This is a genomic window from Planococcus sp. CPCC 101016 (genome assembly GCF_007859295.1).
In the GTDB taxonomy this organism is placed as follows: Bacteria; Bacillota; Bacilli; order Bacillales_A; family Planococcaceae; genus Planococcus.
This window is the reverse complement of sequence record NZ_VOHB01000002.1, coordinates 1,660,883-1,673,662: the sequence shown is the minus strand read 5'-3', so window position 1 is coordinate 1,673,662 and position 12,780 is coordinate 1,660,883. Positions and strand designations below refer to the sequence as shown.

At 38.9% G+C, this 12,780-nt stretch carries 12 protein-coding genes; 4 read left to right on the top strand and 8 right to left on the bottom strand.

Going from position 1 to position 12,780, the window contains the following annotated elements; translation table 11 throughout:
* Nucleotides 1–14 precede the first annotated feature (14 nt).
* Together FQV26_RS07810 and FQV26_RS07805 are read left to right on the top strand one after the other, a co-directional pair.
* Nucleotides 15–803: an alpha/beta hydrolase gene (locus FQV26_RS07810; RefSeq protein ID WP_146556926.1), complete on the top strand. Its 789-nt coding sequence runs from the start codon at nucleotides 15–17 to the stop codon at nucleotides 801–803.
* A 49-nt stretch (nucleotides 804–852) separates the two neighbouring features.
* Complete coding sequence (locus FQV26_RS07805) at nucleotides 853–1,128, top strand: hypothetical protein (RefSeq protein ID WP_146556925.1); 276 nt, start codon at nucleotides 853–855, stop codon at nucleotides 1,126–1,128.
* Between the two features lie 82 nt (nucleotides 1,129–1,210).
* On the opposite strand, the gene FQV26_RS07800 is transcribed toward FQV26_RS07805, so the two are convergent.
* The 3 genes from FQV26_RS07800 to FQV26_RS07790 are packed head-to-tail and all read right to left on the bottom strand — an operon-like array spanning nucleotide 1,211 to nucleotide 3,291.
* Entirely contained in the window at nucleotides 1,211–1,918 is a 708-nt protein-coding gene (locus FQV26_RS07800) for a DNA alkylation repair protein (protein ID WP_146556924.1), read from the bottom strand.
* A 35-nt stretch (nucleotides 1,919–1,953) separates the two neighbouring features.
* Nucleotides 1,954–2,490 (bottom strand): NUDIX hydrolase, encoded by a 537-nt coding sequence (locus tag FQV26_RS07795; protein ID WP_146556923.1) that lies wholly within the window; start codon nucleotides 2,488–2,490, stop codon nucleotides 1,954–1,956.
* A gap of 48 nt (nucleotides 2,491–2,538) precedes the next feature.
* Complete coding sequence (locus FQV26_RS07790; RefSeq protein WP_146556922.1) at nucleotides 2,539–3,291, bottom strand: class I SAM-dependent methyltransferase; 753 nt, start codon at nucleotides 3,289–3,291, stop codon at nucleotides 2,539–2,541.
* Between the two features lie 489 nt (nucleotides 3,292–3,780).
* Here FQV26_RS07790 and FQV26_RS07785 point away from each other — a divergent pair, with 489 nt between their 5' ends.
* Together FQV26_RS07785 and FQV26_RS07780 are read left to right on the top strand one after the other, a co-directional pair.
* Nucleotides 3,781–5,001: an RtcB family protein gene (locus FQV26_RS07785; protein ID WP_397430683.1), complete on the top strand. Its 1,221-nt coding sequence runs from the start codon at nucleotides 3,781–3,783 to the stop codon at nucleotides 4,999–5,001.
* A gap of 282 nt (nucleotides 5,002–5,283) precedes the next feature.
* Nucleotides 5,284–6,129 (top strand): GAF domain-containing protein, encoded by an 846-nt coding sequence (locus tag FQV26_RS07780; RefSeq protein WP_146556920.1) that lies wholly within the window; start codon nucleotides 5,284–5,286, stop codon nucleotides 6,127–6,129.
* A 399-nt stretch (nucleotides 6,130–6,528) separates the two neighbouring features.
* Here FQV26_RS07780 and FQV26_RS07775 read toward each other — a convergent pair whose 3' ends face one another.
* The 5 genes from FQV26_RS07775 to FQV26_RS07755 all read right to left on the bottom strand — a co-directional run bounded on the left by FQV26_RS07775 (nucleotide 6,529) and on the right by FQV26_RS07755 (nucleotide 12,514).
* Nucleotides 6,529–7,653 carry a GntR family transcriptional regulator gene (locus FQV26_RS07775; RefSeq protein WP_146556919.1) on the bottom strand — a complete coding sequence of 375 codons (1,125 nt, stop codon included), beginning with the start codon at nucleotides 7,651–7,653 and terminating at the stop codon, nucleotides 6,529–6,531.
* A gap of 125 nt (nucleotides 7,654–7,778) precedes the next feature.
* On the bottom strand, nucleotides 7,779–8,834 hold the full coding sequence (gene yjfF / locus FQV26_RS07770; RefSeq protein ID WP_146556918.1) for a galactofuranose ABC transporter, permease protein YjfF: 1,056 nt from the start codon (nucleotides 8,832–8,834) through the stop codon (nucleotides 7,779–7,781).
* Complete coding sequence (locus FQV26_RS07765; protein ID WP_222433894.1) at nucleotides 8,831–9,859, bottom strand: ABC transporter permease; 1,029 nt, start codon at nucleotides 9,857–9,859, stop codon at nucleotides 8,831–8,833. The genes yjfF and FQV26_RS07765 overlap by 4 nt, the downstream gene beginning before the upstream one ends.
* Before the next feature lies 1 nt (nucleotide 9,860).
* A complete protein-coding gene (locus FQV26_RS07760; protein WP_146556917.1) occupies nucleotides 9,861–11,372 on the bottom strand; it encodes a sugar ABC transporter ATP-binding protein in 1,512 nt (503 codons plus the stop codon).
* 134 nt (nucleotides 11,373–11,506) lie between these two features.
* Nucleotides 11,507–12,514 (bottom strand): ABC transporter substrate-binding protein, encoded by a 1,008-nt coding sequence (locus FQV26_RS07755; RefSeq protein ID WP_146556916.1) that lies wholly within the window; start codon nucleotides 12,512–12,514, stop codon nucleotides 11,507–11,509.
* Nucleotides 12,515–12,780 lie beyond the last annotated feature (266 nt).

Below are 12,780 nucleotides of genomic sequence, written 5' to 3'. Positions count from 1 at the left end.
AGGTTTAGTTAATAATGCAGTATGTACAGTACAATCCCAAAACTGAAGGACCCGTCATTGTTGCTATACCTGCTCTTGGCGAGCGCAAAGAAATTTTTGAGGCGTTGGCTATCAACTTACATGAATTCCGCCTTATTGCTATCGACTTGCCCGGGCATGGACAGTATTCTTCTGAAGATTTATCAATCGCCAATTATCTAACCGAAATAAATAAGCTTCTCAATCAATTATCCATCTCAACAGCACATTTCGTAGGGAACTCAATCGGTGCCTGGATCATTCAGGCCTATTCTCATCTTTTCCCTAAATCAGTACTGTCTCTAAGCTTGATGGACGGAGGCTATTATTTTCCAGGCGATTACAAAGAATCTGAAGAAGAAATCGAACTTCCAATCGTCGAACAAATCGAAGATTTACATGCGGCCATCAAAGAGCAGGTAAATTCGATGGATAAGCTGAGTTTCAGCAACAAAAAGCGGATTGAAAACTATTTTCTGCAAAATTTTCTCCTCAAAGATGGTGTTTATATGCATCACAGCAGCGAGCTTGCTGTAAACTCACTTTCCAAAGCTATAGTGGAGACCAATTATTGTCTGCAGCATTCCAAGGAATTCGCTGTTTTATTGCTGCTGGCTGATCAGGAAAAAGAGGAGTTGGAAAAAGAGAAAGTAAACCGTTTCACCCTGACGAATGAAAACACAACAGTCAAACGGATTCCTGACAGTTACCATCTCTTGCCCATTACTAATCCAACCGCCAGTTCAGAACACATAAAGAACTTTATGATGTCATTGAATCAGTAAAGTAGGGGTGCCAAAATACAAAGCCAGAAAACCAACTGGAGGTATAATAGTGATACTAATCTTAGCCGTATATATTGCTCTTTTAAGTTTTGCTGTCAAAAGTTTTGCTGGACAGAAGCGGCATCGGTGGATCAATGCCGGCTATTTCACAGCATTTCTGCTCCCTTTTCTAATCTACTTTGTTTTTATGGGAATCATTGCGCCTATAGTGCAGGCAGGTATCGGAGTTAGTTTCTTCGGTTTTGTATTTGCAGGTGCCACACTGATTACCGGATTCGTCTTTTTGTATATTGGCTACTCCTCGCAAACCGTAGAGGACGATTGATATTTCATTGAAAAGAGAGGTTTTGTTGTATTTAAATAGAGAGAGGATCCTATATAATGAATCCTCTATATTTTACTGCTTTTTAACAACGGACATACTTGCGTTTAAAACCCAATCTCCCTTTATCCATTTGTTTTTGAATGCTTTCATAGGCATTCAAAAAACTGCTTTTTTTGCCTTCCTTCTTCATTTCCACCACACCAACCTCTTTGGCCGTCGCAATGGCCTTTTCATTTAATGGCCTATACGAAATTGCCACGGTATACAAAAAATTATTCATAGCGGATTTTGCTCGTTCCGGTGAATCTTGAATTGTTTCTTTTACAAGATCCAACATAGAGGAAATTTTACTTTCAGAAAACTCCGGATCCGGCCTGTTTCCTAAAAGCCAGCAATAACAACTCCAGCCCGCGGACATCTTCAGTTCTTCGCCGCTTGCAATCCACTTGTCAGCTACCTCCTGCGCTATGTCTGATTCAGACAGAGTTACCGCAACCACATGGTCGGCAAGCATATAAAAATATGCACCTTCCATCCAGCGTTCGAAATCCGACGCGCTCATCGCTTTCGGATCAGCTATTATACCTGCAAAATACATGGCATCATAATTCCCAGTTGCATACAGCTCTTCAGCCAACTCCTGATTGATTTTTATTTTCTTTGCCATCGGCTTCATCGCACCTGTAGCCGTGCCAAAAAGCGGTTCATGTGCTCCATTGGATAAATAGATTTTTTTCATCCGTTCCTTGCCCAAAGCCTCCAGCTCTTGCATGACCGTTTCAATATCCATTATTTCATCATCCTTTCTTAAAGAAGTTGTCTCAGTTACTCATTACTACTTCTCCATGTTGCCTCTTTCGTTTTATCATTTTTTTCTAAGCACATTGCTTCTGAAAGAATTTCTTGATAAATTCCATTCCAATCATGATGATAATTTGCCGCTTCATTGATTGGTATCATCATTCTTTGCACCGATTCATGCTCTGCTTTGAAGGCATTCAGTTTTTCAATATCCATCCTGTAAAATACTTGATAACCGATTTTGGGATATTTGCCATTCATGTCCCATAGTTGATTTTCAGAATGATCGACAACTAGACTCCCTATCAATTGACAGCTGCCCGAAACATATCCCTCTTCCATTGCTTCTCTTTGTATGCATTCTTCAGGCGTTTCCCCATTTTCAATATGCCCTCCAGGAAAATCCCAACCTCGATGTCTTAAATTAACCAATAGCAATTGATTTTCACAAAAACAAAAGCCATGCACACTAGTTATTAAATTAACGGCTGGAAGTGACTTATTAGAATCCCACGTTAACTTGACAGTCGCTTCTCCCCATTTTACGTATGATGTAGTCATCTTTTGAACTCCTTATTTTGAGAGGAATTATTCTGGTTATTGTTCACTTTACAATTTCCGCGCTATCAGCAAAAACCGTTTTGAATTTGTACAAATGCCTTTGGCTGTTTGGTTGGCTGCAATAAACTTTTTCAACAAGGCAAAGTCTTCTTTCTCACAACCAAAATTAGGTATGATCTGCGTATGCTGAAGCAAAAACAAAATATCTTCGGTTCTTTGATAATACTCCTTAACGTTGTCATCGTAAGCTTGTACATGAGCAAATCCAGCTTTTTTTAATTCTTTTATGTATATTTCTTTTAAGGCGCCATCATTCTCACCAACAGATTGGCCACGTCCAAATGCATTTTTAATGTTTAGTTTATCGTCTTCGCTTACTTGCTGAGTTATAAATATGCCGTCACTTTTTAAAACTTTAGCCACTTCTACAGAATTGAAAGGAGCATGGCGACTGATGACTATATCAAAAAAACCTTCTGGAAACTGTAAATTCTCAGCAGACATTTCAATAAAACGCACATTTCTTTGAACCGATTTTTTAAGATTTTGTTGTCCTGATTCCACCATACTGCTTGATGAATCGATTCCGACTGCAAGAAGTATAGAAGGGGAAATCGTCAGAAGCCCCTCTCCTCCGCCAGTACCAATGTCCAACAACATATCGGTTTTGTTGCTTCTTTTCTTCACTTCTTCGCCGAAATCCCAAGCTGGTTCACCAAGAGAAACTTGTACTTGGCTAAAATCCCAACCATTCACCTTACCAACAGTCTCATAGAAGTTCTTATATTCCAATTCATTCACTAGTGCTCCTCCATTCATATGGATAAACCTTAATTTATTTCTTTAAAAACAATGACCTTAAAGAAATCAGCATATATTCACATCTTTAATTAATACCTGTTTTCAGCTTAGGAACTAATGACTTCAAATAATGGCTAGATCCTTCTTTAAAACTTTGTTAATTACACTCAGTATATTCAATCAAATAGTTTCTGTATATTCAGGTTCTATTTTAATCTTATTCGAACATGCAGTTTCAATTTTTCAAATTACATAAACCCGTAAACTCTGGACTACAAACGAAATTTTCACTTTCTAAAATTTTCCTAACCCAAATGTAGAATCGATGATTATTAATTGAAAGTTCCTAGTACAATTGAACTGTGATTCTTAAAATTTGAACGCAAGATGGAAATTCATCCATTTTTTTACACAGTTCGGTTCAATCCTGATAAATTTAGCTTTAGATTCTGTTAATTCATTTAGAGAAAATTTAAGACACAAGGGAGAATGGTGAGTTTGAAAGTTATAAAGGGGAAATACAGCGATGCAAAAGTGTTTACAAACAATATTGACGAAATGACGATATCACAGATCGAAGAGTTCTTAAATGAAGAATTGACTAAACAGGCACATGTTCGCATCATGCCAGACTGCCACGCCGGAAAAGGTGCGGTTATTGGCACGACTATGAGGGTGATTGACCGCGTTGTGCCAAATTTGGTCGGAGTTGATATTGGCTGTGGAATGCTTTGTGTGGAAGTTCAAAAGCAGGATATCGATTTTGCAAAGTTGGATACGGCTGTTCGTGCATTAGTTCCTTCTGGTCAATCTATTCGAACGACTGCGCATGAATTCGCGAAAAATATAAAGTTAGAGAATGTACTTTCCAATTTTTCAAAAGATACAGCCGTCCTTTCCCTCGGTACGCTTGGAGGAGGCAACCATTTTATAGAAATGAATAGAACCGAAGATGGGCGATTGTTTTTGGTCATCCATAGCGGAAGCCGTCATCTCGGAGCTAAAGTAGCAAATTACCACCAAAAGAAAGCTATTGAGAGCTTATCCACTGATAAAGAAGAACTGGATAAACTAATTGCTCATTTGAAGAAAGAAGGACGGCATAAAGAAATACAGGACGCGATAAAGTCTTTTAAATCCACACAGCCGATTGTTCCACATGATCTTGCCTATCTAACTGGCTCTCTTATGGAAAATTATTTCAACGACTTGCAAATCGCTCAAGATTACGCCAAATGGAATCGTGCTGCCATGGTTCAAGTTCTCCTTGAAGCAATGGCTTTTAAGGAAGTTGGCCGGATCGATACCGTCCATAATTATATTGATCTGGAATATATGATTTTGCGAAAAGGCGCAATATCGGCCAGAAAAGACGAAATGGTGCTGATTCCCATTAATATGCGCGATGGTTCCCTACTTGCCAAAGGCAAGGGCAACGACGATTGGAATCAATCTGGTCCACACGGAGCTGGCCGTATTCTTTCCAGAACAAAAGCCAAACAGCTCCTGCAACTGAATGATTTTACAGATACCATGAGAGATGTCTATACCACAAGCGTTACTCAGGACACAATCGATGAATCACCTTTCGCTTATAAAACGATGCAGGAAATTATAGATAACACGAAAGACACTATCGATATTCAATCCGTATTAAAACCTATTTATAATTTTAAGGCAGCTGAATTTCAACATTGGATGAGAAAATAATGAGGGGGCGGCTGATTTTGCCGCTTTTTTTATTTTTTAAAAATCTTTATTACCTAACGGTTGCTGATCTTCTTTATATCATATAGGGTTAAAAGTAGAGGTATTTCGAAGATTGAATTACGCATTGTATATCTAGATTTGTATACAATTGTAATGCTTTACTAGTTGTATGAAAACGTAATTCTAAGCTATACACGCTCAACATATGCACCTTCAAATGGCCTTAAAAGTCAAGAACTTAAGCATAAGTTCTTGTTGACATCCGTTAGGGAGGAGAAAAAGATGCAAGAAAAGAAGACAACATCCACCCACGATTCATTAAAGACCGTTTCATATAAACTGTTTCAAGTAATAAGCGATGAGCTGGATGTCAATACTGCTTACGTAACTCAGCGCGAACCTAAAGCTATGAGAGTTATTAGTTCATTCAATAAAGATCACTATATTATCCCAGAAGGATATGAAGTCGACTATGATGGTACTTACTGCCGGCTGATTCTCGAAAGCGAAAAAGAAGCAATGTATACAAATAATTTAGGCCGCTTCAATTTAACAAAAGATCTGGAAGTAACAGATCAACTCGAGGTTAAAGGATTTTTAGGAGTAACCCTTCGCGACTTTTATGGAAATGTCTTCGGCACCTTATGTGTAATGGATAAGGAAGAAAGAAATTTCACCGACGAGAACATTCATTTTTTAAAACAAATGGCTGAGGTCTTGTCATACATAATTCACTTGGACAATACCATCGCGGATATCGAATTGCTGAGTGTGCCAATCATTCCTATCAAAAAAGGTTTGGCTATTTTGTCTTTGCAAGGAAATATTAATGAAGAACGCTCGCAAAAAATTATGGAAGACACTTTGCATTATGCAGCTGAAAAGAGTATTCATTCTTTTATCATTGATTTATCACAGCTCGCCCTACTAGAAAACCGATTTCCGGATGTGTTAAAGAATCTAGTATTGGGACTGAGTATTATGGGAATACAAGTAATGATGACTGGACTTCCCCCATGGCTAGTAAAAATTCAGGAAGTTCGCAATCATTTATCAGACCTGCAGACAGAATACGTTACGGATATTGAATCAGCGCTGAACAAAATAGGATACAAATTACAAAAGTAAAGTTTCATTGTCCAATGAATGTGCATACTGATCTTTGCCTAAATGCCTTTTAAGCTGCATATTTTGTATAATCGGCCAATGAATTTTTATAAATATCGAAGGAAGAGAGTATGCTCTATTTAGGGCGTGTCCTCTTCCTTTTATATTAGCTCTTCATACGATTTTTCTTATAAACTATATAATTCAAGGTTACAAAATATAAATATCTTACAGTTTTACAGAAAAGATGCAAGATTATCTCACTAATGTTTGCTCGTAAAAAACACAGCCATCGTAATCATCCGTTGGCTGTGTTTAGGTACTACATAGAATCATATAGATTTTTATACTGGCAATGACTTGTTTTGTTTCTGTCCTGTGGACTATTTTCATATTAATAAGTGAATGAGAGTTGGCTGCTTATGCAAGAGACTCAACAGAATTCAAATCTTTAGTCGAGCTTCTGACAATGAGTTTTGGTTCATAAACTTTTGAACTCGCACTAAAACTATCCGTTTTTCTATTTTTCGATTCAATCAAATCCACAATCGCACTGGCAGCCAGTTCGCCCATCTCACTTTGCGGATGTACCACAGAAGTCAGCTTCACTTCTGATATTTCCGCCAATAATGAGTCGTCATGGCCAACAATTGAAATGTCTTCTGGAACCCGCAGACCCCTGATCCGGAGCAACTCCAATAACTGCATAGCCAGTTCATCATTGTAACAAACTAAACCAGTTATGGAATCACCGCTTGCGTCTAGAATTTTCTCCAATGAGGCAAGGGGTTTTGAATATTTTTCCTCTGTGTTATAAGTGATAATATGCGAAGGAACAATTGGAATTTTATTTTGCCGGTGGGCTTTCAAAAATCCTTTCATTCGTTTTACACCTTGGGTATCGTCTGTTTTAAAACAACCGATTATGTTTCTATGACCTAATTTAATCAAGTGATCGGTTTGGAGATACCCACTCTTCTCATCATCCATTACAATATTGATCGGCTCTAATTCATCATAGAACGCATTGATCATTATATAGGGAATGGAAAGCTGCTCTAAGTTTAAATAAAAAGAGATATTCGGATTTGAATACGCACTTTTTGTGGGCTCAACAATGACGCCATCAAACCCTTGGGAAAGAATTTTCTCCAATACAGCCCGTTCCATAATATGATCATTGTTTGTACTAAAGATGCTCACTTGATACCCTTCTTCACTGAGCTTTGTTTCTGCGCCTCTGATAATGGAAGGGAAAATATAATCTGATAAATAAGTCGTGACAATGGCAATTCTCTTCTGAGGACCATTATTTTGGTTTGTTTCAAACATGCTTCTATCTGCACAAAACGTTCCTGATCCCTGTTGGCGATAGAGCCAGCCCGTTGTAACCAGATCACCGACTGCCAACCTTACTGTATGTCGACTGACTCCGAACTCTTTCATCATTTCGCTTTCGGAACTTATTTTCTCATTTGTTTTGTAAACTCCATCTAAAATTTTGGCTTTAATAGCTTGTTTCACCATATTGTATTTGGTTGTCATAGTTCTTACCTCAATTCACTAGAGAATAAATGGAATCTGCAAACTTATTCGTATATGTTTAACATACCATATTCAATATATAAATTACATTTATCCACTTCTACTATTCATTCTAGCCACTTGTTCTATCCTCTTCCAGCTGTTGTTCCAGGTTTAACGCCAGATTTAAGTTTCAACGCTTCTTGTTCATTCGTTCCAGAAGGTTTTATCGTATTCTTATTTTCACTTAACGTAATGAATACGCGTTGGAAAACAATGAATGCCAGCAATAAAACACCTACTGCGATTTTCGTCCACCACGAACTAAGGGTCCCTTCAAACACAATAATTGTCTGGATGATCCCTAAAATAAGAACCCCGAACACACTGCCTGCCACATAGCCCATTCCACCTGTCAGCAAAGTACCGCCAATTACAACTGCCGCAATGACATCCAGTTCCAGCCCATTGGCATGCAGGGCATAACCAGACAGCATATAAAACGTAAAGACCAATCCTGCAAGAGATGCACAAAAACCGCTTAATGTGTAAATTAAAATTTTCGTCCGTCCTACCGGCAATCCCATCAAAACAGCCGATTGCTCGTTGCCGCCGATTGCGTAGATGTTTCGCCCGAATTTGGTTGACTTGGCAATAAAAATACCAAGAGCAACAACAATCAGAGAAATAATTACACTGATTGAGATAAATCCGTCAAGAATAGGAATTCTCGCACTCGCCATATAACTGAAGAATGGATTATTGATGGAAATTGTTTCAATGCTGACCAAGTATGCCAGCCCTCTTGCTAAAAACAGGCCTGCCAGCGTTACGATGAATGGCTGAAGATTAAAGAAATGTATAACACAACCCATAATAAATCCAAGCGTCGTTCCGACCAGTAAAGAAATAGGAATGACTGTTAAAGCTGAAAATTGGCCATCTTGTAAAAGAGACGCAGCTACCATACTGGTCAAAGCAATGACTGATCCGACTGACAGATCAATTCCACCTGATATAATAACAAATGTCATTCCTACTGCTGCGATGATTAAAAAAGCATTATTAACAAACAAATTCAAGAATACCTGAGTTGAAAAAAAGTTATCGTAGCGCAAAGCCCCAAAAGCAAACATTGTCAAAAATAAGATAAGAGTGACCATCACAGGCACGTGTTGAGATTTTAATTTTAATGATTTCACGGCTGAGCCACTCCCTCTTTTTTAGTCATTTTTTTGAATGTAAGCACTCGTGTGAATTTCTTTCTAAATTCCGGAGACTGGAGAAGACAAACGATCAATACGACAACCGCTTTGACAACCAGATTAACTTCTGGAGGTATGCCAATCGAATAAATCGTAGTAGTCAAAGATTGAATGATCAATGCGCCAATGACAGTGCCCATGAGGAAGAATCGCCCACCCATAAGTGTGGTTCCACCAATCACAACTGCTAATATCGCATCCAACTCGTAATAAAGCCCTGCGTTATTGCCATCTGCTGCTGCTACATTCGAACTTAAGATAAGGCCGCCGATGCCGGCACATAAACCTGAAAATACATAAACCATCAAAATAATATTTTTTGAATTGAGTCCTGCTAAACGGCTGGCTTCAGGATTCGCTCCAACCGATTCAATAAATAAACCGATTGCTGTTTTTCGGGTTAGCAGAACAGCCAGAATAAATACAGCTGCTGCTATGTAGATTGAAAAAGGCACCATAAACAAATATCCAGCCCCTATAAACGCGTACGGTTCATAGTAGATTGTCGTAATCTGACCATTTGTAATCAATTGAGCTATTCCGCGTCCAGCGATCATCAAGATTAAAGTTGCCACAATGGGCTGAACTCCGACACGGGAAACTAAAGCACCATTCCATAATCCTACCAATAGAGCCAAACCGATCGAAAGGGCAATAGCCAAAAATAACGGAGCCAGGCTATCGTCAGAAATTCCAGGTCGTCCGACGACGAATGCTGCCATAGCGCCAGACATGGCAACTATTGAACCCACCGACAAATCGATGCCTTTTGTTGCAATAACGAGTGTCATTCCAATTGAAATCAACAGCAGAGGAGTTACGCGATTTGCGATGTCCACAAGACTTCCGGTGAAATGGCCGCCTCTGACTTCGATCGAGAAAAAACTTGGGTCGAAAAACAAATTGATGCATAAGATGCTGACCAATACGATGATCGGCCAGAATAATTTGGATTTCATCATGTCACATCCCTCCGGCCATTTTCTTCATAATGCTTTGCTGTGTCACATTTGTATCGTTTTGAATTTCCGCGACTTTTTCATGATCTCTCATGACTACAATTTTTTGGCAGGTTCTGAGTATCTCTTCCAATTCTGCTGAAATAAAGACGATGGACATCCCTTCTTCACTTAACTTAAGCATCAATTTTTGAATTTCACCTTTAGCGCCAATGTCGATTCCTCGTGTCGGTTCATCCAGTATCAGCAACTCCGGATTCGTAATCAGCCACCTTGCCAAAAGTACTTTTTGCTGATTTCCACCACTTAGATTTTTGATCAACTGTTCAGGATTGGGCGGGTTGATATTCAGCAAGTCAATGTACGTTTTCACAATGACATTTTGCTTCTTCTTGGAAATGTAGTTAAACCAACCTTTTCTTGCCTGTATGGCCAGCATCATGTTTTCCCGAATCGTCAAATCCGCAATGATTCCTTCCTTTTTTCTGTTCTCAGAGCTGAAGGCTATTCCATTTGAAATGGCTTTTTGCGGAGATGAAAGCGCCACTTTGCGTCCTTTGAATGTGATTTTTCCACTATCTGCTTTGTCAGCACCAAATAACAGACGGGCCAGTTCAGTTCTTCCAGATCCCAATAAACCAGCGAGACCCACTATTTCGCCGCGGCGAATTTTCAAGTTAAAAGCTTGTATACTTCCTTTTTTAAAAACTTTTTCTGCCTCTAGCAATACGTCTCCATCGTCTTCTTTTTCTTCATTTTTTTGTGCAATCGACTCAAAATTATTGAGTTCTTTACCGATCATTTTAGAAACCAGTTCTAGCCTAGGAAGATCTGCCGTCATGTATTCCCCGATGCACTCCCCATTTCTTAAAACAGTAATGCGGTCTGATATCTCATAAACTTGATCAAGAAAGTGGCTAATAAAAATAAGTGCAAGTCCTTCATCTCTGAGTTTCTCCATTATGGCAAACAATTGCTTTACTTCGTTTGCATCCAAACTTGAAGTCGGTTCATCTAGAATAAGTACTTTCGCAGAAACATTCAGCGCACGGGCTATTGCCACCATTTGCTGGATTGCGACTGAAAAAGAAGACAATTGTTTTGAAACATCTATATTCAAATGCAGTCGTGCCAATACTTCCACTGCACGCTGATTCATTTCTTTCCAATCGATTTTCCCTCCTTTCATGATTTCACGACCGATAAAAATGTTTTCAACTACCGATAGATTGGAGCATAAGTTTACTTCTTGATACACTGTACTTATTCCCATTTCCTGAGCTTCCAATGGTGTGTCCACTTTAAACTCGCGTCCTTCGAGCTCGGTAATTCCTTCATCATATGGGTAGACTCCGGTTAAAACCTTCACTAAAGTGGATTTACCGGCGCCATTTTCGCCCATCAAAGCATGAACTTCCCCTGCATATAGTCTTAAATCAACATTTGACAAAGCTTTTACACCTGGAAACGTTTTTGTAATTCCCTTCATCTCTACTACCGGCTGTTTAGTTTCCATATTTCCACCCTCCCGTTTTATGGCTACAAATAAAACAGAGCCGCCTCAACCTCAGACACATTATGTTAGTTAGTGGCCAGATAACATAACATTGCTCTGAAATTGAAACAGCTCCATTCCTTAGTCTTTATTTATCAATATTTACGTTCCGGCAATAGCTCTTCCGCCTGATCCATTGTGTAAACGCCCTCTTCTACTGCAATGCGTTTTTCCACTTCTTCACCAGCCAAATGTGTCTCAATGATTTCAACAAGCTGCTCTCCGAACAACGGATTACATTCCACTGTCACATTCATTTTCCCATCAGCCATTGCTTCGAACGCCCCTTTGACACCATCGACACCGATAATGGTAATGTCTTCAGCAGGTGCTAAACCAAATTCTTCAATCGCCTGAATTGCTCCGATAGCCATGTCATCATTATGAGAGAATAAAACATCGATATCTTCTCCCTTATCTTTTAAGAATGCTTCCATAACTTCTTTCCCTTTAGATCTTGTAAAATCACCGGTTTGAGTTTTGATGATTTTAAATTTAGGGTGGTCAGCCAATACTTCTTCAAATCCTTCTTTGCGGTCGATTGCTGGAGCAGATCCGACCGTCCCTTGCAATTCCACGATATTTACATCGCCTTCTATATCTTTGTATTCTTCAACGAGCCAATTGCCAGCTTTACGTCCTTCTTCAACGAAATCCGATCCGATAAACGATGTCCAAAGTGAATCGTCTTGAATATCCACTGCACGGTCAGCCAAGAATACCGGAATGCCTGCAGTTTTAGCTTCCTGCAAAACCGTTTCAAAGCCCGTTTCCACTACTGGGGAAAATACGATTGCATCTACATCCTGTGCGATGAAATCGCGAATTGCTTTCAATTGGTTTTCTTGTTTTTGCTGAGCATCCGAAAACTTCAATTCATGCCCTGCATCTGTAATGGCACTTTTAACTGATTCTGTATTAGCTGTTCTCCATTCACTTTCAGCCCCCACTTGTGAAAACCCGATCGTCAGTTTGTCAGATCCACCTGAACCTGCGTTTGCCTCACTGGACCCTGTGGTTGTATCTGATCCACATCCCGTTAATAGCAGCATTACCGAAATAGCCAACAATAAGAATAATTTCGATTTGAACAAAGTTTTCATTTCATTTCCCCCTTTTTGTTTGTGTGTTGAGTTTTTATTTAAAATTTAATAAAATACTGGCTTGTAAATTCCGCCTGAAACAAATTTCTAGTTTTGCGAGTGGTAAAAACCATAATCTTCAAAGTTATATATGAGTAGCGAGATTTACCAACTCCTTTACTGAATATTTAGAATTTTCTAATTTGTACGTACGTTTATCATAAAGCAAGCGCTTACATATTGCAACAAAAAATTTAACAATGTTTTGTATTCTATTTTCTTTAAAA